The sequence below is a fragment of the Streptomyces sp. NPDC008086 genome, assembly GCF_042957325.1.
Classification (GTDB): domain Bacteria; phylum Actinomycetota; class Actinomycetes; order Streptomycetales; family Streptomycetaceae; genus Streptomyces.
This window is the reverse complement of sequence record NZ_JBIBIA010000001.1, coordinates 248,928-270,121: the sequence shown is the minus strand read 5'-3', so window position 1 is coordinate 270,121 and position 21,194 is coordinate 248,928. Positions and strand designations below refer to the sequence as shown.

At 69.4% G+C, this 21,194-nt stretch carries 17 protein-coding genes and 1 pseudogene; 4 read left to right on the top strand and 14 right to left on the bottom strand.

Annotation, left to right across the window (positions count from 1 at the left end; all coding sequences use genetic code 11):
* Nucleotides 1-86: 86 nt before the first annotated feature.
* The 9 genes from ACFZBP_RS01195 to ACFZBP_RS01155 all read right to left on the bottom strand — a co-directional run bounded on the left by ACFZBP_RS01195 (nt 87) and on the right by ACFZBP_RS01155 (nt 11,237).
* Nucleotides 87-1,103 carry an FAD-dependent oxidoreductase gene (locus ACFZBP_RS01195; RefSeq protein WP_391410308.1) on the bottom strand — a complete coding sequence of 339 codons (1,017 nt, stop codon included), beginning with the start codon at nt 1,101-1,103 and terminating at the stop codon, nt 87-89.
* Between the two features lie 684 nt (nt 1,104-1,787).
* Nucleotides 1,788-2,666, bottom strand: a complete 879-nt coding sequence (locus tag ACFZBP_RS01190; RefSeq protein ID WP_391409219.1) for an alpha/beta fold hydrolase — start codon at nt 2,664-2,666, stop codon at nt 1,788-1,790.
* Nucleotides 2,667-2,834: 168 nt separating this feature from the next.
* Nucleotides 2,835-3,410, bottom strand: a complete 576-nt coding sequence (locus ACFZBP_RS01185; RefSeq protein WP_391409218.1) for a TetR family transcriptional regulator C-terminal domain-containing protein — start codon at nt 3,408-3,410, stop codon at nt 2,835-2,837.
* An 876-nt stretch (nt 3,411-4,286) separates the two neighbouring features.
* Entirely contained in the window at nt 4,287-4,637 is a 351-nt protein-coding gene (locus tag ACFZBP_RS01180; protein ID WP_391409217.1) for a UBP-type zinc finger domain-containing protein, read from the bottom strand.
* Nucleotides 4,634-6,094, bottom strand: a complete 1,461-nt coding sequence (locus ACFZBP_RS01175; RefSeq protein ID WP_391409216.1) for an ATP-binding protein — start codon at nt 6,092-6,094, stop codon at nt 4,634-4,636. Before ACFZBP_RS01175 ends, ACFZBP_RS01180 begins: the two co-directional genes overlap by 4 nt.
* Nucleotides 6,091-7,767, bottom strand: coding sequence for an FAD-dependent oxidoreductase (locus ACFZBP_RS01170; protein ID WP_391409215.1), 1,677 nt, complete (start codon nt 7,765-7,767; stop codon nt 6,091-6,093). The genes ACFZBP_RS01175 and ACFZBP_RS01170 overlap by 4 nt, the downstream gene beginning before the upstream one ends.
* A gap of 29 nt (nt 7,768-7,796) precedes the next feature.
* Nucleotides 7,797-8,639: an alpha/beta fold hydrolase gene (locus tag ACFZBP_RS01165; protein WP_391409214.1), complete on the bottom strand. Its 843-nt coding sequence runs from the start codon at nt 8,637-8,639 to the stop codon at nt 7,797-7,799.
* A 108-nt stretch (nt 8,640-8,747) separates the two neighbouring features.
* Complete coding sequence (locus ACFZBP_RS01160; protein WP_391409213.1) at nt 8,748-9,563, bottom strand: oxidoreductase; 816 nt, start codon at nt 9,561-9,563, stop codon at nt 8,748-8,750.
* Nucleotides 9,564-10,613: 1,050 nt separating this feature from the next.
* Nucleotides 10,614-11,237, bottom strand: a complete 624-nt coding sequence (locus tag ACFZBP_RS01155; protein ID WP_391409212.1) for a TetR family transcriptional regulator — start codon at nt 11,235-11,237, stop codon at nt 10,614-10,616.
* 205 nt (nt 11,238-11,442) lie between these two features.
* Here ACFZBP_RS01155 and ACFZBP_RS01150 point away from each other — a divergent pair, with 205 nt between their 5' ends.
* From ACFZBP_RS01150 to ACFZBP_RS01140, 3 genes are all read left to right on the top strand, one after another.
* Nucleotides 11,443-12,267: an SDR family NAD(P)-dependent oxidoreductase gene (locus ACFZBP_RS01150; RefSeq protein WP_391409210.1), complete on the top strand. Its 825-nt coding sequence runs from the start codon at nt 11,443-11,445 to the stop codon at nt 12,265-12,267.
* Between the two features lie 252 nt (nt 12,268-12,519).
* Nucleotides 12,520-12,663 (top strand): hypothetical protein, encoded by a 144-nt coding sequence (locus ACFZBP_RS01145; RefSeq protein WP_391409209.1) that lies wholly within the window; start codon nt 12,520-12,522, stop codon nt 12,661-12,663.
* 66 nt (nt 12,664-12,729) lie between these two features.
* Entirely contained in the window at nt 12,730-13,917 is a 1,188-nt protein-coding gene (locus ACFZBP_RS01140; protein WP_391409208.1) for an alpha/beta fold hydrolase, read from the top strand.
* 88 nt (nt 13,918-14,005) lie between these two features.
* On the opposite strand, the pseudogene ACFZBP_RS01135 reads toward ACFZBP_RS01140, so the two are convergent.
* The 3 genes and pseudogenes from ACFZBP_RS01135 to ACFZBP_RS01125 form a co-directional block, all read right to left on the bottom strand.
* A pseudogene (locus tag ACFZBP_RS01135) lies at nt 14,006-14,613 on the bottom strand (transposase); the annotation flags it as partial.
* Between the two features lie 667 nt (nt 14,614-15,280).
* Nucleotides 15,281-16,393: an alkene reductase gene (locus tag ACFZBP_RS01130; RefSeq protein ID WP_391409207.1), complete on the bottom strand. Its 1,113-nt coding sequence runs from the start codon at nt 16,391-16,393 to the stop codon at nt 15,281-15,283.
* A 59-nt stretch (nt 16,394-16,452) separates the two neighbouring features.
* Nucleotides 16,453-17,799 (bottom strand): aldehyde dehydrogenase family protein, encoded by a 1,347-nt coding sequence (locus ACFZBP_RS01125; protein WP_391409206.1) that lies wholly within the window; start codon nt 17,797-17,799, stop codon nt 16,453-16,455.
* A 174-nt stretch (nt 17,800-17,973) separates the two neighbouring features.
* Here ACFZBP_RS01125 and ACFZBP_RS01120 point away from each other — a divergent pair, with 174 nt between their 5' ends.
* Nucleotides 17,974-18,894 (top strand): helix-turn-helix domain-containing protein, encoded by a 921-nt coding sequence (locus ACFZBP_RS01120; protein WP_391409204.1) that lies wholly within the window; start codon nt 17,974-17,976, stop codon nt 18,892-18,894.
* Between the two features lie 344 nt (nt 18,895-19,238).
* Here the strand turns inward: ACFZBP_RS01120 and ACFZBP_RS01115 are convergent, their stop codons facing one another.
* Together ACFZBP_RS01115 and ACFZBP_RS01110 are read right to left on the bottom strand one after the other, a co-directional pair.
* Nucleotides 19,239-19,781 carry a hypothetical protein gene (locus tag ACFZBP_RS01115; protein WP_391409203.1) on the bottom strand — a complete coding sequence of 181 codons (543 nt, stop codon included), beginning with the start codon at nt 19,779-19,781 and terminating at the stop codon, nt 19,239-19,241.
* 50 nt (nt 19,782-19,831) lie between these two features.
* Complete coding sequence (locus ACFZBP_RS01110) at nt 19,832-21,130, bottom strand: MFS transporter (protein ID WP_391409202.1); 1,299 nt, start codon at nt 21,128-21,130, stop codon at nt 19,832-19,834.
* Nucleotides 21,131-21,194 lie beyond the last annotated feature (64 nt).

Genomic DNA, 21,194 nt, shown 5'->3' with positions numbered 1-21,194 from the left:
AGTTTCCAGACGGGAAAGCAGATCGGTTTTCTCGCCGGTGACGGTGGGGCGGGCGGGTGACGGGCTGAGATCTCAGCGCTTGGAGATCATCGTGTGGCCGCTTCGGGACTTGCCTCGGCGATCTCCTGGAGGGCCGCGTCGGTGTCCGCGGTGGCCAGCGTCCTGTTGATGTCGGCGCCGGCCAGTACGCCGGCCGCTGCGGAGGCCCCGACCTGGGCGACCAGATCGGTGGCGTTGCCGGCCACCCACACACCCGGCACCTCGGTGGCGCCGGCCGTGCCGGAGGCGAACCCGCGGCCCTTCGGCAGGTCCTGCACCGGCAGGCCCAGACCTTCCAGGCCCTTGGTGCGGGCCTGCAGCTGCGCGGCGACCGCGACGACGCGGCGGGCCACGACCTGCCCGTCGGCCAGGCGCACCCCGGCGAGGGAACCGCCGGTGTCGTTGACGACCTCGGTGACCGGGGTGTCGATGACGCGGATGCCGCGGGCGGCGAAGCGGGCGCGGCTGCCCTCATCCAGGTCGGTGCCGTGGGTGAAGTAGGTCAGGTCCTCGGTCAACTGGCGGAACAGATACGCGTGCTCGATGGAGACCGGGCCGGTGGCGAGGACGCCGATGGGCTCGTCGCGCACCTCCCAGCCGTGGCAGTACGGGCAGTGCACCACACTGTCCCCCCAGTGCTCGGCGAGCCCGGGCACCTCCGGCAGCACATCCTTCAGGCCGGTGGCCACCAGGATGCGGCGAGCGGTGATGCTGCGGCCGTCGGCCAGGGTGACGGTGAACCGCAGGTCCCCGTCCGCCGACGGGGCGGCAGGCTCGGCCGAGACCACCTCGCCGGACACGACGCGTCCGCCGTACTGGCGCACCTGCTCCCGGCCCCGCCCCAGGATCTCGGACGGCGGGGTGCCGTCCAGGGCGAGGAGGCCGTGTACGGCCTGGGCGGGCGCGTTGCGCGGGGAGCCGCTGTCGATCACGACGACCGAGCGGCGAGAGCGGGCGAGGATCAGTGCACCGTTCAGCCCCGCGGCGCCCCCGCCGATCACCACCGCGTCGACGGTCCCCTCGGCCAGTGCGTCGCTCGCGTACGGAGGAGTCGCCACAGCCATGGCCTCCTGCCTTTCCTTGTCAGTCATGGTTCGGTCAGCCCTTCGAGTTCTGGGTGGTTTGAGGGGGCAGCCGTTCAGAAGCCGAGGATGTGGTCGGCGACCGTCTTGGGCTGTTGTGGAGAGTCCGGCCCCGGTTTGCTTGGGACGGTCGGGATGTACAGATCCCGTACGGCGATGAAACTCGCCGTCGCCAGGATCGCGGGGATCAGAACGGCCTTGCCGGCCCTGGACGGCGTCGCGACGCCGGGCGGCGCGGGAGGAGTTCAAAGGCATGGGTTGCCCTCGATCGCGCCAGGCGTGCACGCAGCCTGTCCGGTGGGGTCAGGACCGTTGTGTACTGGACAGTCAGAAACCTAGGCGGTTCTGTACTGAGTTGTCAAGCACGGCAGGTCGGCCCTCGCTCACCACGACGATGCCCGCAATATTGAGTTGGGCTTCTAGGCGGTCGCGGGCTTGGCCAGCAGCGGCAATGCACCGATCAGGGCGAGGGCCGCGAAGGCGGCGTTCACGTACATCACCCAGCGCCACGACGCCCATTCGGTGAGCATGCCGCCGGGCAGCGGCCCGAACCGCTCGATGGTTTCTGGCCCGTAGATGCCGGCGAAGTCGAGGTGGGGGACGGCCTGAGTCGTGGCGCTTCCTCATGTCTGGGCGGGAGGGGCGGGAGGTGCCGGTCGTTTGGGGTCAGGCGGCGTCGCGCAGGATCCGCGCCATCTCGTCTGGGCGCTCCAAGGCGGAGAAGTGGCCGGTGCGGGGCACGGTGATGCGGTGGACGTCCGCCAGCGCGTTGGCCACGCGGTCGCGCTCGGCGGGCCGGGACCAGTCGTTCTCGCTGTAGACGAGGGTGACGGGTGCCGACACGCGCGGATATCGCTCGCGGGCCCGGTCGAATCCCTCGAGGCTGCGGAAGACGGCTCGGGACACCTTGTCGTAGCCCTTGCGGCGGCCGCTTCGGGACAGGTCGGCGAGGAAGTCCTCGGGCAGCTTGCTCTTGTCGACGTAGCCGCCCCGCAGGATGGCCCGCAGGACGGGCAGCGGCTCGATGGTGGCGAACAGCGGGCCCAGCACGGGCGTCCGCACCGCGGTTATCATCACGCGGGCGATCCAGTTCCCCCGCTTCCCGCCCTCGGGGTAGTCGTAGCTGTTGAACGCCACGACCCGGCTGACCCGGTCCTTCAGGTCGATCGATGCCGACAGGGACAGAGCGCCCCCGAGTGACTCTCCCGACAGGGTGACGTCGTGCAGGTCCAGTCCGCGGACGAACTCGACGACCGCGGCCCGCAGTTGCGGCTCCTCGTACTGTGCGCCGAAGGCGATGTCGGACCATCCCATCCCGGGCAGATCCAGTGCGTAGACGGTGTAGTGGTCCCACACCTGCGGAATCACCCGCTGGAAGTAGTCCAGCTGGCCGCGCACGGTGTGCATCAGTACGAGGGCGGGGCCGGTGCCCACGGTGTAGTAGCGCAGCCGCGAGCCGTCGGCGCGAGTGAAGTACCGCACCTCCCCGCGGTCGTTGCTCCAGGTCCTCGTGTACGTCGCGTCGGGAAACTCGTTGAGTTCCATGGTCTTGTCCTTTCAGTGAGGAGCACGCGCAAGTGTGCGAATTCTCATGATTTGTTCGGTCTGTGAAGTTGATCAGGGTTCGGACGCTCGGCGTGAAGAACCACACATTCTTGACCTCAAGGTCAAAAATCAGGGCGTAAAAAGGCCCGACGCCCGAAGGGTTGTGTCTCAGAGGCCCGCGAGGGATGTGTCGATGATCCGGTACAGTGCCGGCCGGTCGAACGTCCTAGCCATGACGCGCAGCCCGGCGAGGGTGGTCTGCAGGAGCATGGCCTGCGCCTGGGCGTCGACGTCCTCGTCGACGTCACCGTCCCGCTGGCCCTGCTGGATACGGGCGGCGAACAGCTCGATCACACCCTCCTGCAAGCGGTGCACCGCACGGGTGACCTCCGCGTCACGCCCCCCGAGCTCGCCGACCGTGTTCTGGGCCAGACACCCGCGGCGCACCGGCCCGTCCAGGTCTGCGTCCATCAGCAGCGCGAAGTAGGCGCGGATGCGCTCCTTGGCAGTGCCCGGCTGCGCCAGGCACTCCACGGCCCGCTCGGCCTGCATCAGGCTGTAGCGGTCCAGCGCCTTGTCGAACAGCTGACGCTTGGAGCCGAACGAGTGGTACAGGCTGCCCTTGGCCACCCCGGTCGCCTCCACGAGGTCGGCCGGGGAGGTGTCGGTGTAGCCCTTGGTCCAGAACGTCTCCATCGCCTGCGCGATGACTGCGTCCGGTTCGAAGCTCTTCGGTCTTCCCATGCCTCCACCGTAGCAAGTATTTGACCTGTAGGTCATATACTTGGGTTCAGGCCGACGCCGAGGATCAGTGAGGCCCTCTCCCCGGATGGAAGACGACGGGTCAGAGACACGCACTGATCGAGACTCCGCGTGGACCAGGTAGGGGCTGGTTCGGTGCCGCATCTTTCTGAGTTGGAAGGACGCATGTCGTGCCGAAGAAGATGGATCCCAAGCTGAGGGCCCGAGCCGTCCGGCTGATGCTGTAGCACCGTGCCGAGTACCCGACCGAATACCGTGCCGGCGCTGACGGTGTCCAAGCAGGTCGGGGTAGGCAGAAGTCGTTTGGCGCTGGGTCGCCCAGGCCGGGATCGACGGCGGCGAGGCGCCCGGGGTCACGATCGAGAAGAACGAGGAGATCCGCCGGCTGCGGGCGGAGAACCGTCGGCTGCGTGAGGACGTGGTGATCCTGAAGGCGGCCACAACTTTCTTCGTCGGGGAGCTCTACCCCCGCAACGGCTGATGGTCGCCTTCATCGACGAGCAGAATGCACCTGACGGTTCTGACCGACCGGGTTGACGGTTGCATTGCTGGTCACCGGGCGGAGATCCTCCCCATCCCGCCGTCAGCGACAACGCCATGTCCGAGTCGGCCCCGCGCCGCCCATCCCGGTGGTCTCGCCGCGAGGGTCGAGGTGACCGACGTCGGGGACGACCTCCAGCGCGTGCGGGGCGGCGAACCGATGTCGGTCGTCGACCTGTGGGGGGAGGATGCCGCCGTCGTCGGCACCGTAAAGCTGCGGCAGGGGCATCGCGATCGGCCGATGAGTGGAGTGCCGAACAGGTTCCGCGGCACAGATGAATCCTGACATCCACCACTGACAGCCCTGGTCGGCCAGGCTCAGCGCAGCGTGTCCGCCCAGTTCGTCGGCACGCGCCCCGCCGGTCCCGGCGTGGGCTGGTCGGCAGGGTGGGCGGCCGGGGGAGCCAGGGCCGGACCGGACTCGTAGAGCTCACCCGTCTCGAAGTTCCAGAACCACTCCTCACCCGGCTCGAAACTCTGCACCAGAGGATGCCCCGAGTCCCGGAAATGCCCCGTCGCGTGCTGGCCGGGGGAGGAGTCGCAGCACCCCACGTGCCCGCACTGCGCGCACCGCCGCAGATGGAACCACCAGCCACCCGCAGCATCGCACTCCACACACCCGTCCCCGCTCGGCGGCACGCTCGGGTCGATCCCCTTGACGTCGGTCATTCCGGCTCCTCGGTCGTGTCGTTGTCCACGGCGGTCAGCGGAAGCAGCACCTGGAAGCGGGTGTCGCCCGGTGTCGACTCCACCTGAAGCGCCCCGTGGTGCTTGTTGACCACGATCCGCCACGAGATGTCGAGCCCCAGCCCCGTGCCCTCGCCCACCGGTTTGGTGGTGAAGAAGGGATCGAAGATCCGCCCGCGGATGTCCGGCGGGACTCCTGGCCCGGTGTCCCGGAACTCCACCAGCAGCCGGTCGTTGTCGAGCGCGGTCCGGACGGTCAACGTCCCTTCGCCGCCCACACTGTTCATGGCCTGCACCGCGTTGTCGATGAGGTTCGTCCACACCTGGTTCAGTTCGGCGGGATAGGCCGGGATCCTCGGCAGGGTCCGGTCGTACTCCTTGACGACCTTGATCTGCTGCCCGATCTTCCCCGACAGCATCAGCAGCGTGCTGTCGAGGAGTTCGTGCACGTCGGCGACCTGGTAGGGCGCACGGTCCAGCTGGGAGTACTGCTTGGCCGCGTCGACGAGATGGGAGATCCGGGCCGTGGAGTCCTCGATCTCGGACATCAACAGCTCGGCCTCGACCGTGTAGTTGAGGCACTCGATGGCACTCTGCAGGAGTTCCTGCTCGTCGACGGCCGCCGCGATCTGCTCCAGCCAGTCGACGTCGAGACCGCCCTGCACGAAGGTCGGCGCGATCTGCCAGCCGTTTGGGACACCGTGGTCGTCCAGCCAGTCGGCGAGTTCGTCCTCCCGGTCGGACGCCTCCAGCGGGCTCAGTACCGGCGCCTTGGAGACCCGCTCGGCCGTACGCTCCTGGAGGTCGACCAGGGCCTTCAGGGCGTCGCGGTGGTAGGGGCCCGAGGCGATGACGCCGAGCTTGTTGCGCATGTGCGCGACCCGGTCCCTGAGCGAGGAGGTGGCCCGTGCGGCCGCCGCGGCCGGGTTGTTGAGCTCGTGGGTGAGGCCTGCGGACAACGAGCCCAGCGCGAGCAGCCGTTCGCGCTGCCCGACGGCCCGCTGGAAGGTCTGCGAACCGAGGGCGAGCCCCTCCAGGAGATGGACCGCCATCGGAAACCACTCGTGGACGAGGTTCGCGAACGATTGGGCGGGCAGGACGAAGAACCGTGTCGGCTCCGACACCCGCACCGAGTTCATGTAGCGCTGCGGTTTTCCGTCCCAGAGGTACGCCATCACGGCCCCCGCGTACACCCCTGGCTGGGACGTGCGGCTCACCTCGATGTCGTCGCTGCCCACCCGGCGCGACATGACGAGCGTGCCCTCGATCATCACGTAGAAGCAGTCCGCCGGGTCACCTTCGGTGAACACTGGCCCGGGGTCGAACAGTTCGACCCGCCCCTCGCTGCACAGCCTGTCGAGCTGCTCGGCGCTGAGCTTCTCGAAGAGGAACAGCGAGCTGATCTCCGCCGCGTCGCACGGCATCGGCCGCCCGCTCACGACTGCTCCAGATACCGGTGGACGAGCATCACGGCCATGGCTCCCTCTCCGACGGCGGACGCGACCCGCTTGGCGGACTCCGCGCGCGCGTCCCCGGCGACGAAGACGCCGGGGATGTTGGTCTCCAGGTGGTACGGCGGCCGGTCCAGTTCCCAGGCCGCCGGTGGCCGCCCGTCGGCGGTCAGATCGGGCCCGGCGAGGATGAACCCGCGCTCGTCCCGCGACACCGTGCCGTCCAGCCAGTCGGTCAGCGGGGCCGCGCCGATGAACACGAACAGCCACTGTGCGTCGACGAGTTCGGTCTCCCCGGTGTCGACGTCGCGCAGGGTGAGCTGTTCCAGGTCGTTGTCGCCGTGCGCGGCCTCGACGACGGTACGCGCGCGTACCGAGATGTTGGGGGCCTCGGCGATCTGCTGGATCAGGTAGTGCGACATCGACGCGGTGAGGTCCGCGCCACGCACCAGCAGGGTGACCGACTTGGCGCCCCTGGACAGGTACATCGCCGCCTGTCCGGCCGAGTTGGCGCCGCCGACGATGTACACGTCGTGGCCGTGGCAGGCGGCGGCCTCGGTGAGCGCGGACCCGTAGAACACCCCGCGGCCCGACAGCTCGTCGGCACCCGGCGCCTCCAGCTGCCGGTAGGACACACCGGTCGCCAGGATCACGCTGTGCGCCGCGATCGTCGACCCGTCCGCGAACCGTACGAGCCGCGCCGCCCCGCTGCTCTCCAGACCGGTCACCTCACGGGCGGTGAGGATCTCGGCGCCGAACTTCGTGGCCTGGCGTCGCGCCCGGTCGGTGAGCTGGCCGCCGGACACCCCGTCCGGGAAGCCCAGGTAGTTCTCGATCCGCGAGCTCTGCCCGGCCTGCCCACCGGTCGCCGACCGCTCCACCAACACCGTATGCAGGCCCTCCGAGGCCCCGTACACGGCCGCGCCAAGACCGGCCGGCCCGCCGCCGATGATGACCAGGTCGTAGAAGTCGGCGGTGGGTGTCGTCGCCAGTCCCACGTGCGCGGCCAGTTCGGGCACCTCCGGCTCGGCGAGCGCCGTACCGTCCGCCGTGATCACCACCGGCAGCCGCTGCCCGTCCTCGCCCGCCGCGGCCAGCAGCCGCTGCCCCTCGGGCTCCTCGGTGGAGTACCAGCGGTAGGGCACCTGGTTGCGGGCCAGGAACTCCCGCACGTTCGACGAGCGGGCCGACCACCGGTGACCGACGACCTTGGTGGCGGGCACCGGCCGGTAGTCGCTGCACCGCCACGCCTCCAGCAGGTCGTCGAGGACCGGGTAGAGCTTCTCCTCGGGAGGGTCCCAGGGCTTGAGCAGGTAGTGGTCGAGGTCGACGACGTTGATCGCGTCGATCGCCGCGTTGGTGTCCGCGTACGCGGTCAGCAGCACGCGCCGGGCGCCCGGATAGATGTCCAGGGCCTGTTCGAGGAACTCGATGCCGTTCATCTGGGGCATCCGGTAGTCGGCCAGGATCACCGCCACGAGGTCGCCGCGCAGCTTCAGCTCGCGCAGCGCCTGAAGCGCGGACTCGCCGGACTCCGCGCGCACGATCCGGTACGACTGGCCGTAGCGCCGCCGCAGGTCACGGGCGACGGCCCGGGACACCCCGGGATCGTCGTCCACGGTCATGATGACGGTCCGCGCAGCGTCCGCGGTCTGTGCCATAGGTCTCCCACCTCGAGTGATGTGATCCGCTACTTGGTCCATGACGCGATCCGTTCCGCGATGGCCGCGGGGGCCTCGATGCGCAGGAAGTGGCCGACGTCGGGGACGATCTCCAGCGCGTGCGGGGCGGCGAACCGATGCCGGTCGTCGATCTGTGGGGGGAGGATGCCGCCGTCGTCGGCACCGTGGAGCTGCAGGAGGGGCACCGTGATCGGCTGAGACGTGCGGCGCAACACCCCCAGCATGCCGGGTCGCATCATCTGCCGGTAGTACTTCAGGGGCGCGGGCATGCTCGCCCGCAGGTCCTCGTGCAGTTCCGCCTGGAGGGCTGGATCGAGCGAGAGGCCGGGCGACCACTGACGCCAGAGGTGGTCGATGAGGGCGAGATCGCGGGCGATGGCCATCCAGCCGCTTCCCGGCAGCTGAAAGAGCCCCATGTGCCAACTCCGGGGTAGCTGAGCGGGGCGCAGCAGGCGCAGGAACGTGCGTGGGTGGGGGATGGCGAGCGTGACCGCGCGTTCGATCCGCTCCGGCGCGGTGGCGACGGCGTCGTAGGTGATAAAGGCGCCCCAGTCGTGGCCGATCAACTCCACGGCTCGCCCGGGAGACCAGCGGTCGATCAGCGCGAGCACGTCGCTGGTGAGGGATGCGAAGTCGAACGGCCCCGCGGTCGGGGACGGCGCGTAACCGCGAAGCCAGGTAGCGAGGACGTGGCGTCCGCGGCGGCCGAGCTCGGCGAGGAAGGGCTTCGCGGTCGGCGGATGGTCCGGGAAGCCGTGCAGGACGAGCGTCGGTCGACCATCGGGATCACCACCCTGCAGGGCGTGAAAGGTGCCGTGTGGCAGGTCGAAGGTGACGCGTTCGAACTCCATGTGCGTCAGCCTTCGCCAAGAGCGGTCGGACGGCAGATGCTGATGCCGGCTTCGGTGTCTCTGGTTCTGGTCATGTGTGTCCCCTCGGGCGCCGGGTGTCCTGCGGGGTCAGCCGGCCAGTCGGTTGAGCTTGCGGACTTGTCTGTCGAAGGTGCGCGAGGGCACGATCCGGCGCAGGAGGCTGACGCGCCCGGCCATCGGGCCGGCGGTGTAGCGGAGCTTGGGCTTGGCATCGGTGGCGGCCGTGACGATCACCTTCGCGACAACGCCCGGGTGGTCGGCGGTGCGCACGGCCGTGGCCAGCACGTCTCGGGAGATCTCCCGCTGTGCGGCGTAGATCGGCAGGGGCGAGTCGGGTGCCATGCTGCTCGCCTCGAAACTTGTGCTGGTGTAGGCCGGTTCGACCAGCAGCATCCGGATGCCGTGTTCGCGAAGCTCGTGGTCGACGGACTCGGAGTAGCCCTCGACCGCGTGCTTGGTGGCGGCGTAGACGGCCATGTAGGGGGCTGGGATCAGACCGAGGACCGAGGAGACGTTGACCACGCGGCCACGGCCCTGGGCGCGCATGTGGGGCAGCACTGCGTTGGTCATCCGCATCAGGCCGAAGACGTTGATGTCGAAGACATCCTTGGCCTGGTTGATCGAGCTCTCCTCGCCGGCGCCGACCGCGCCCACGCCTGCGTTGTTGATCAGGACGTCGATCCGGCCGAACCGCTCGATCACCTCCCCGACCAGGGAGCGGACCGAGTTGTCGTCGGCCACGTCGAGATCGAGGAACGTCACCCCGGCGATCGGCTCGGCCTTGGCCGCGTTGCGGCTCGTGCCGACCACCGCGAAGCCGGCGCCCACGAGGGCGAGCGCCGTCGCCCGCCCGATCCCGGAGGAGGCACCCGTCACGAGGGCCACTCGGGGAGCTGTCTGCATGGCGGTTCCTTCGGTTGTGGGCATGACCGACACGGTCCGCACTGGTCCTGCAAGGCCGAACCCAGCCTGTCCGGTGACCCCAGGGCTGTTGTGTACTGAACAGTCGGAAACCTAGCCAGTTCTGTACTGAGTTGTCAAGTGCGGCGGGTCGGTTTTACCTTTCTTTGTGGTCGCGACGGCGGTGGCCGAGTGGGCGAGCGGCGCAGCAGGAGAATGCGCAGCACTCCGTCGTCGTGGGCCGCGATCACGTCGCCGCGTCGGACGGTGGTGCCGGCGACCACGGCGGGCGCGGTCACCGGGCTGGGGCCGGCATTCACCCTGCCCTGCGCCGAGACTCCTCGCGAACAGGCAGGGGCCTATTGCCGTCAGCTCGGACGGACCCTGTGGGCCTGCGCGGTCATGCAGCCCATCGCCTTGGTCTCGACGCGGGACACGGGCGTGCTGTCCAGCAGCAGGTCGGGGGCGAACCTCGCAGACCTGGTCGGCGCGGCTCGAACTGGAACCCCTGGGCGACGACGAGCGGTCGGGTGCGCGGTGATGGTCGTGGGCCTGGGCGATCCTGCGCGTCAGCAGGGTGATCGCCTGTGCCTGGTTGTGGTCCCGGTGGTACGGGGGCGTTTGCCACGTGGGTGAGCAGGACGTCGGGCTGACGCTCGCGCAGGATGACGATGATCGGGCCGGTCGCCGACTCGTCGACGCCCGGCGGGAGTTTGTACTGCTGCCCGCATCCGCGGGGGGACGGTACCCAGCTCTACGAGGCACCGAGGCGGAGCGCTGGCGCGAATTCCTGCCAACGCGGTCCGAGTTGGCGCAGTGGCTGCCGAAGTACCAGCGTCTGTCGGCGGCGAGGCGTTCGGCGGCTGACCGTGCAGTTCAAGCCCGGCGACACCGTGTATGCGGTGGAGCAACTCGACGGGATGCGGGCGCAGTTCTTCGGCCGGCCGCCCAGGCGACGCCCGGCGGCGCGTAAGTCTGCGGGCCGTGTCTTCGCGGCGTCGAAGTGGGCCGGCCGCATCGGACGCCTGTGCGACGGGGCCGGCCGTGGCCTTGTCAGTGGTGGCGCGGGCGCGGCAGCAAGGCGAACGCGCTCTCCGCGATCGAGGTCAGGCGGTCGGGGCTGTGGCCGTGCGCGCCGATGACATCGATCCCGCGGATGATGGTCAGCACAAGGTACGCGAGGTCCTCGGGGTCGGCGTCGGGGTCGATGTCGCCGTGGCGCTGCGCCGCTCGCACACACTCGGCCACCGCCCCCACGACCGCGGAGAGGCAGTCTTTGGCCAGGCGTTCCACCTCGGGGTCGGAGGCGCCGATCTCCAGGGTCATCTTGGCGGCGAAGCAGGCCGACGCCGCCCGGTCAGGTGCGGGGGGTACGTCGGCGGCGAGTGGCACTCCGTGGACGGCGCGGAGCAAGTATGCGTGCAGTCGTTCCAGGGCGCCCTCGTCCGGTCCGGCGAGCAGCTTCGGCGCAGACTGCCCCACCCGGGCGAAGTAGTCGGCCATCGCCTGCAGCAGCACGCCGCGCTTGCCGTCGAACGCGGCATAGAGGCTGCCGCGGCCCAGGCCGGTGGCGGCGCTGATGTCGTCGACGCTGGTGCCGTTGTAGCCCGAGGCGCGGAACTGCCGCTCGGCGGCGTGGAGGACGTGGTCGGGGTCGAAGCTTCGTGGTCTGGCCATACATCGAAGGTAAAGCCGACCCACCCTTCTTGACAACCCGGTACAGAACTGCCTAGGTTTCCGACTGTCCAGTACACAACTGTCCTGGGCTCACCGGATCGGCTTGGTTCAGCGCGCATGCGCTCACGCAACTGAGTCTCAGGCTGAGTTGCAGTCCCTCTACAACACCTCTCTACAACACCTCGTTTCGAGTAGGAGTGTCCCCATGAGCAAGATCTGGTTCATCACGGGTTCCTCGCGCGGCTTCGGCCGCCAGTTCGCCGAGGCGGCCCTTCAGCGCGGCGACAAGGTCGCGGCCACCGCCCGCAACACCGATTCCCTGAAGGACCTGGTCGCGGCGCACGGCGAGGCGATCCTTGCGCTGACCCTGGACGTGACGGACAAGGCCGCCGCCACCGAGGCCGTGCAGCGGGCGCACGCCCACTTCGGCCGCCTGGACGTCATCGTCAACAACGCCGGCTACGGCCTGTTCGGCGCCGTCGAGGAACTGACCGAACAGCAGGTCCGCGACCAGATGGAGACCAACTTCTTCGGCGCCCTGTGGGTGACCCAGGCAGCCCTGCCCCTGCTGCGCGAGCAGGGCAGCGGCCACATCGTGCAGATCTCCACCATCGGCGGCGTGACCACCTTCCCCAACCTCGGCGGCTACCACGCCTCCAAGTGGGCCCTGGAAGGCCTGACCGAGTCCCTCGCCCAGGAGGTCGCCGCGTTCGGGATCAAGGTCACCCTGGTCGAGCCCGGCGGCTTCGCCACCGACTGGTCCGGCGCCTCCGCCAGCTTCGCGGAGCAGCTGCCCGTCTACGACGGGGTGCGCGCGGCCGTGGCCGAGGGCTGGCGGAACATGAAGATCGGCGACCCCACGGCGGCCGGACCGGCCCTTTTGAAGGTCGTCGACGCCGATGCCCCGCCCCTGCGGGTCTTCTTCGGCACCGCGGGACTGGAGCTGCTTCCCCCCGTATACGCCGAGCGCCTCAAGACCTGGCAGGACTGGGCCGACGTCTCCGCCCTGTCCCAGGGCAACCCCGCCTGAACCCAGCGGCGGTAAGTACGGTCTGCCCGTGGACCCTCACCAGGGCACACCCGCAACAGCAGGCTCAGCGGCGCGCGTCACCGCTGCTCTGTTCAGCCGCCTCCGACCCGACCGGGCCTTCGACGCCTTCACCAAGCGCGCTTGCGGTGCGCTGGCCGGAATTTTCGCGACGCCGGATGGCAAGGTCCCCACGCTCGACATCAACGGGATGGCGCTGGCCATGCACGGCGGCGCCAACCTGGCTCGGACCTCATGCGCATCGCCACGCAGATCGAGCCGTACAGCGTCGAAGAGGTGCGCGAGAAGAACCCCGAGCTGGTCGCCCGCCGTGACACCGAGCTCGCCCTTCTGCGTCGCCACCTGGGCCGGATGCCGGTCGGCACCCTGCCGGCCTGATCCATGCCGCCGAGGCGGCCGCTTGGATCCGGTCGCTCTCTCCCCACACATGGAAGACACAAGGACATGACAAACAACTCCGACGGTGATGCCTCCGTGCGCCCGTTCCGTATAGACATCCCGCAGGCCGACCTGGACGACCTACGAGAGCGCCTCGGCCGCGTCCGGCTGCCCGACTCGATTCCCGGCACAGAATGGGAGATGGGCGTCCCGGTCGACTACCTGAGCGAGCTGGCCGAATACTGGCGCACCACCTACGACTGGCGCGCCTGGGAGAAGCGGCTGAACGAACTGCCGCAGTTCACCACCACGATCGACGGTCAGAACATCCACTTCCTGCACGTCCGCTCACCCGAGCCCGACGCCACCCCGCTGGTCCTCACCCACGGCTGGCCCGGCTCGTTCCTCGAGTTCCTGCAGGTGATCGGCCCCCTGAGCGACCCGCGGGCACACGGCGGCGACCCTGCCGACGCCTTCCACCTGGTCATCCCGTCCCTCCCCGGGTACGGGTTCTCGGGCCCGGTCACCGAACGCGGCTGGGACCCCACGCGGGTGGCCGGCGCCTGGGCACAGCTGATGGCCCGCATCGGCTATGACCGCTACGGCGCTCAGGGCGGCGACTGGGGCTCGTTCGTCTCCCAAGCACTGGGCCACGTCGATGCCGACCACGTCATCGGCGTACACATCAACTTCCTGACGACCGACCCCACCGGCGCCCCCGGCGAGCTCGACGACGTCAGCCCGGAAGACAAGGCCAAGCTCGAGCGCAACCTGCAGATCCGGGCCGAGGCCAGCGCCTACTTCGCCCTCCAGGCGAGCCGGCCGCAGACCATCGGATTCGCCCTGGCCGACTCTCCGGCCGGGCAACTCGCCTGGATCGCCGAGAAATTCAAGGAGTGGATCGACCCCAACGGGGGGACAGTCGACCGCGACCACATGCTCACGAACATCACGCTGTACTGGCTGACCAACACCGCCGCGTCATCGGCCCGCTTCTACTACGAGGTCACCCACCCGGCGAACCGCCTGCAGCAGTCGGCCGACCCGGTCGGAGCCCGGCCAGAGCGGTCACCCACCCCGCTGGGCGTCGCGGTCTTCCCGTACGACGCCCTGCCCATCCGCGCCCTGGCGGAACGCATCGCCAACGTCGTGCACTGGACCGAGTTCGACCGCGGCGGCCACTTCGCCGCCATGGAACAGCCCGAACTGCTCGTCGGTGACATCCGCACCTTCTTCCGGGAACTGACCCACTGAGTCGTCACGCCGTCGCACGCCGCGCTCTCCAAGCCGAGGTCGGAGGCGACCGGGACGTCGTTGCTTGGCCAAGCCGTCGCCCGTTCCATTCGACCCTCCACCGGATCGGCTGCGGCACGAACTCCTTGGCCTGCGGGTGGCGTTGGACGATCTCGACGTCGATCCCCAGGCCGGCGCCGTGTGCGACGACCTGGTTCTTGAAGCCCTGGTCGACCAGGGCTTTGCGGACGGTTCCGCCGGCGTGCTCGACGACCTGGTCAAGCAGGAGATTGCCCGCGGCGTTGTCGTGGGTGTTCGCCGCGAGGACGACGACCGCGATGACCAGGCCGAGGACGTCCACGGCAAGGCCCCGCTTGCGGCGGGGCACCCGCTTGGCCGGATCGTGACGGCGGGGACCCCGGCGGCCACATGGACACTCTTGGTGTCCAGCACCACCAGGGTCGGGTCCTCTAATCGTCGGGCGCGTTCGCGGACCTGGCAGCGCAGGAGTTCATGGATGACCTGGTCGGGCCCGTCGTCCCGCCAGGCGGCGAAGTAGTAGTACGGCGCGCTCTTCTGCGGCAGGTCGTGCGGCAGATAGGCCCACTGGCAACCGGTCCGTCCCTGATAGAGGATCGCGTTCACGATCTCCCGCATGCCGTAGGCGCCCTGATGGCCGCTGACCGAGCGGTGCCGGTCCTTCCACGCGGTGATCAACGGGGGTCGTTCGCCACGTGAGTGAGCAGGACGTCGGGCTGACGCTCGCGCAGGATGACGATGATCGGGCCGGTCGCCGACTCGTCGACGCCCGGCGGGAGTTTGTACTCCTGCTGACCGTCATCCGCGGCAGCGAGTCATCGCTTGAGTTGCGACGCAGGCGAGGAGCCCGTTCATCGCGGACTTGGGTGCCGTTTCAAGAGCGTGGGTCGGTCGAACTCCCGTTCCGGGCGGGAGTCCGGTCGAGCGGGGCGCGCGTGACGCGCCGGCCCACCTCGCGGGCGCACATGCCGACGCTGGTGAGGGAGAGGCGACGGATCTTGGCGAGGAAGCAGTCGTCGAAGCTCGCCGGCGACAGGTCCGCGGGGACGCGGGAGCAACATGACCTCCTCCATCCCGTTGGGAACGACCATCAACGGCCCCGTCCAGCAGGTGCTCGATATCGTCACTCCGCGGGGCGACGCACAGAGCGATGTGCTCGACGAGGTCACCGAACGCAGGCTGACCAGGAACCTGCGGACCGTCAAGGCCCTGACGGACCCGACGGTCCTCGAGCCGGTGATCACCGATGTGACCGCGGGCTCAAAGAGGCGGGCACAGTGTCGCCGGTCGGGCGCCTGTCCATGGGTGAGTGGGGTTGCCGCATGGACAGGCGTGACGGTGGGCCTCAGGCCGCTTCGAGGAAGGGGTAGTCGGTGTAGCCCTCGGCGCCCGGCCCGTAGAACAGTTCCGGCCGCGGCTCGTTCTCCGGGTGGCCATCCTGCCAGCGCTCGACCAGGTCGGGGTTGGCGATGAGGGCCCGGCCCACGGCCACGGCGTCGGCGTGGCCGGCCTCGATCTGCTGGAGCGCCTGCTCGCGGTTGGTCTGCCCCCCGAAGGGGCCGCTGTTGACGATCAGCTTGCCGTCGAAGCGCCGCCGCAGCTCCTGCACCAGGTCACCGCCCGGCTCGGCGTGCAGTACGGAGAGGTAGGCCAGGCCCAGCGGGCGCAGTTGGTCGAGCAGGGTGCCGTAGGTGGCCAGGACGTCGTCCCGGTCGGTCTCGAAGACGTCCCCGAGGTCGACCTCCGGCGAGATCCGCAGTCCGACCCGCTCGGCACCGACGGCCTGGGCGACCGCCGTGACGACCTCGACGACGAAGCGGGCGCGGTTGTGCGGCGAGCCGCCGTATGCATCGGTGCGCTGGTTGGCCGCCGGGGAGAGGAACTCCTGGAGCAGGTAGCCGTTGGCGCCGTGGATTTCCACGCCGTCCGCTCCCGCCTCGATGGCCCGGCGGGCCGCGGCGACGAAGTCGTCCAGGGCTGCCCGGATCTCTGCGGTGGTCATCGCTTCCGGTACGGGGTAGGGCTGCTCGCCCTTCTCGGTGAACGTCTTGTTGTCGATGGCGATCGCGCTGGGGGCGAGGATGCGGCGGCCGCCGTTGATGTCGGGGTGGGTGCCGCGGCCGGCGTGCATGATCTGCAGGACGATGCGGCCGCCGTCGGCGTGCACTGCCTCGAACACCCGCTGCCAGCCGGCCGCCTGCTCGTCGGTGGCGATGCCCGGCTCACCGACATACCCCTGCGAGGCGTGGTCGGGGTAGGTGCCCTCGGTGATGATCATTCCGACGCTCGCCCGCTGCCGGTAGTACTCGACCATCAGGTCCCCGGGGATGCCGGAGGAACCGGCCCGGACCCGGGTCAGCGGTGCCATGACGATGCGGTTGGCGAGCTCGATCTTCCCGAGAGAGACGGGGGAGAAAAGTGACGGGACGGGCGAAACTTCTGAAGTGTTGACAGGCATGGGTTGCTTTCTTTCTGCACTACGGAGGGAAAGGGGATGAAGGTCTGCGACGCAGGGGGCTAGCTGAGCGGGACGTCCGCGACACCCTTGAGGTGGCTGAACGTCTCGAGGGAGTACCGGCCGTGGTACCGGCCCATGCCGCTTTCTCCGACGCCACCGAAAGGCAGGCCGGGCATGAGCAGTTGCATCACCGGCTGGCCCCAGGCGACGCCACCGGAGGACGTCTCGTTCACCAGGCGCGCCTTGGTGGCCTCGGACTCGGTGAAGGCGTAGAGCGCGAGGGGCTTGTCGCGCTCGTTGATGAAGGCGATGGCGGCATCGAGGTCTTCGACTTCGACGACGGCGAGGATCGGACCGAAGATCTCCTCCTGCATGACCGGCGATGCGGGGTCGACATCGGTGAGCACGGTCGGTGCGATGAACAGGTCGTCACGGTCGTGCTGGCCTCCCACCGCCGCCCGGCCGGAGTCCAGCAGACGCGTGAGCCGGTCGAAGTGCCGCTCGTTGATGATCCGGCCGAAGTCGGCCGAGGTCTGCGGGCTGGTGCCGAACTGAGCTTCGACAGCCGCACGCAGGGCGGGAACCAGTGCGGTGGCGGTGGCGGGGTCGGCCAGCACGTAGTCGGGGGCTATGCACTGCTGCCCCGCGTTGCCGAACTTGCCGCCGACCAGCCGCTTCGCGGTCTCCTCCACGTCGGCGTCGGGCGCCACGAAGACCGGCGACTTGCCCCCGAGTTCGAGCGTGACCGGGGTGAGGTGCTGGGCGGCTGCGGCCATGACGATCCGGCCGACCGTGCCGTTGCCGGTGTAGAAGATGTGGTCGAAACGCTCTGCCAGGAGGGCCGTGGTCTCCTCGGCGCCCCCCTCGACCACCGAGAGCACGTCAGGGTCGAAGTACTCGCGCAGGAGGCGTGAGGCGACCGCCGAGGTGTGCACCGAGATCTCGCTCGGCTTGGCCACCACGGTGTTCCCGGCGGCCAGTGCGCCGATGATGGGGTCGATGAGAAGGTGCAGCGGGAAATTCCACGGAGCGATCACCAGGACGACCCCGAGCGGGTCGTACGTGGTGTAGGCCGTGGTCGTGGGACCGAAGTGGGCGGGAACCTCCACCGGGCGAGGCTGAAGCCAGCTCTCGAGATTCGCCAGCGTCTCGTCGATGTCGGCGACGGTGAAGTCGATCTCCTGCGTCTTCGCCTCGGCGGCGTTCTTCCTCAGATCCGCCCAGAGCGCTTCGATCAGCTCCTGCTCGTTCTCGACCAGCAGGGCCCGCAGCCGCCGCAGCTGGTCGACGCGCCAGTCCAGTCCGCGGGTGACGCCGGTGTTGAACGTGGCACGAAGGCGGCCGACCGCCTCCGCGGCCGTTTCGCTCTGGCGCGTCCTCGACTCGGTCCCCTGTGTCGTGGTCATGGGCTGTACTCCGTTCTTGATGCAAGCCACGCCCCGGCTGCCTTCCAGCCGGGCACGGTCCCCAGCGTCCTCGACGATCCGGTATTCACCCAGGTCACGGCTTTGTGTACATCGGCTGTGCCTACCACTGGCTTGGGCAGGCTGGTGTGTGTCCGACCGTGGATACTCGGAGGCATGGACGAATACCTCGAACCGGTGCACGAGCCCGCCGACGGTGCTCTGGACCCGCGTGCCGAGCTCAGTGAGTTCTTGCGCACCCGGCGGGCCCGGCTGAAGCCGGAGGACGTGGGCCTGCCGGACTTCGGGCGGTACCGGCGGGTGCCGGGGCTGCGCCGCGAGGAGCTGGCGCAGCTGGCCGGGGTGTCGGTGGGGTACTACACGCGGCTGGAGCAGGGCAACGGGCGGCACGTGTCGGCGGAGGTCCTCGACGCCATCGCCCGCGCGCTCAGGCTGAGCGACGCCGAGCACGCCCACCTCACACACCTGGCGAAGCCGAAACAGAAGAAGAAGCCGGCGGGCCGCACCCAGCGGGTGCGGAGCTCCCTGCGGACGCTGCTGGACACCATGGAAGGCGGCCCGGCGATCCTCGTGGGGCGGCGGGGGGACATCCTCGCCTGGAACCGCATGGCCGCGGCGGTCTTCGGCGACTGGGCCGAGCTGCCCGCGCACGAGCGGAACTGGGCGCGGCTGGTGTTCCTCAGGCCCGAGTACCGCGACCTGTTCGTGGACTGGGAGCAGAAAGCGAACGACGTCGTCTCTCAGCTGCGTATGGACGCCGGCTCCCATCCCAACGACCCCCGGCTGTCCGCGCTGGTGGGCGAACTCTCCGTGAAGAGCGAGGAGTTCCGGCGGCTGTGGGGCGCCCACGACGTCAAGGACAAGTGCCACGGCATCCAGCGCCTGCACCATCCGCTCGTCGGTGAACTCGATCTGCGCCTCGAGTCGTTCCACCTGGCCGACGACCACGAACAGACGCTGGCGACCTACCACGCCGAACCCGGTTCCCCGTCGGCGGAGGCACTACGACTGCTGGCCAGCTGGGGCACCGACGCGACAAGGGCGGGAGCCGGGATGCCGCCGGCACGCAGGGCTTGACAACCGCGAGTCCACCTGAGTCCCGCCGGGCGACCAAGGCAGTTCGCAGAGCATCCGGTTCGGGTGCGGTTGGGTTGGCAACACTCGAACGGGGGAGGGGGCTGTGACAGTGCACCGCGCAGTTGGTCGGCGCGGTGGCTGCGGAAGAGGGCGACCAGGCAGCCGTCGGACAACCGGTGGACGTTCAGCCAGGAGGCGCGGGGACAGGCCCGGTACGCGGTCGCCGCCGCGGTGGAGCGCCTGGACCAGGACCGCACCGAGCCCCGCGAGGTGGTCCTCACTCCGCAGCTCGTCGTGCGCGGGCACCATCGTCGAGCCGCGCGAGGGCTGACCAGGGGCCCGGCTCAGCCCAGCGGCGGTTCGAACGTGATGCCCAGGTGCCGCTGGAGACCTTCACGCTGCTCGGCCGTGGCCAGGACCATGAAGTCGTCGTCGAAGTGCGGGCCTTCCTGCTTCACGCAGCGGAAGTCCCTCGGGTCGTCGGCGGGGCTGAGCGCTTCGATGGCCTCCTGGGCCGCTCCCATGTCGAGGTAGTCGTTCGACTCCTGCTCGACGCCGAAGGAGAGCGGCGTGCCGTTGCAGGTGAAGTGCATCGTGCCCAGGCCGCAGTCCTCGTCGTCGGGACTGCTCTTCTCGAAGCGGTAGTCGGAGACGGTGACCTTGCCGCCGGTGAGGGCCGCGGCCTCGTTCAGGAGCCACGCGTAGTGCTCGTCGGCGAAGTCGACGTCCTCCGAGTGGATGGCCACGGCCACGCCGAACGATTCGAGGGCGTCGGCGATCTCACGAGGTCCGCTGATCGGCTCGCTCGCGTAGGAGGCGGCCTCGTCCAGCACCTTGCGGGCCTGGTTTCGAGTGATCAAGCCGAGGTCGGTGAGGACTTCGGCCATCCGTGCATACGTAGTCACCTGAGTTGTCGCCACCCGGGCATCCTGCCAGGTCATCGTTCCAGCGGCTTGTGCGCGGTCTCCGGGAGGCGCAGATACACCAGCGAAGAGCCGAGGCACAGGACGGCGACGTACCAGGGGAAGAGGTTCGCGTGCCCCAACTCCTTGAACAGCGTGCCCACATACGGCGCCGTACCGCCGAACATCGCCACCGTCAGCGAGTACGGGAACCCGATGCCCGCCGCCCGTACCCGCGGCGGGAACACCTCGGCGTTGACGGCCGCGCTGATCGAGGTGAACCCGGTCAGCAGCACCATGCCCGCGCACTGCACGAGCAGCAGGGTCGCGAACGAGTCGTGCAGGGCGTGCAGCAGCGGGACGGTGAGCAGGGCGAAGCCCAGGCCGAAGAAGAGGAGGAGCGGGCGGCGGCCGAAGCGGTCCGAGAGGAGGCCTCCGATCGGCTGGAGCAGACCGAAGAAGGCCAGCGAGATCGTGCCCGCGAGCAGCGCGTCCGACTTCTCGATACCCGCGTTGAGCTCGGCGTACGTCGGCAGATACGACGTCCAGGTGTAGTACGCGATCGTGCCGCCCGCGGTGATGCCGCAGATCAGCAGGGACTGGCGCGGGTGGCGGCGCAGGGCCTCCAACAGGCCGGGACGCGGGGCCTGTCGCTGTTCGGCGCTCCGCGTCTCCTCCGCGCCCTGCCGGATCCAGAAGCCGACCAGGCTGAGCACGGCACCGAGGACGAAGGGCACCCGCCAGCCCCAGCCGTTCATCTGCCCGTCGCTCAACGTGTCCACCAGCAGCGTCGCGATCCCGGAGGCGACCAGCTGCCCGGCGGTCGTCGACACGTACTGGAAGCTGGAGAACAGCCCGCGCCGGCCCGGCCCCGCAGACTCCACCAGGAACGTCGTCGACGCCGCGAACTCGCCGCCCACCGACAGGCCTTGGAGGAGGCGGGCCAGCACCAGGATCACCGGGGCGAGGACGCCCACGGTCTCGTAGGTCGGGGTCAGGCCGACCAGCAGGCTGCTGCCGCCCATCAGCAGGATGGTGACCGTCAGCGCGGAACGCCGGCCGCGGCGGTCCGCGACGGCGCCCATCAGCAGCCCGCCCACCGGTCGCATGAAGAAGCCCACCGCGAAGACCGCGAACGTCGACAGCAGCGGCACCAGGGAGTTGTCCGCGCTCTTCGGGAAGACCTCGGCCGCGATATAGGTGGCGAGGAAGGTGTAGGCGTACCAGTCGTACCACTCCACGGCATTGCCGACGGAGGCGGCGAGGAGCTGGCGTACGGGCCGTGAGGCCGGCGGGGAATCCGTGCGCGTCGTCTCTGTCATGATCGCGACCATCCCCCCGCCCGGGTCCCGGCACACCTCCCGTACCGACGACTTTCACACGAGCGCCACCGGACCC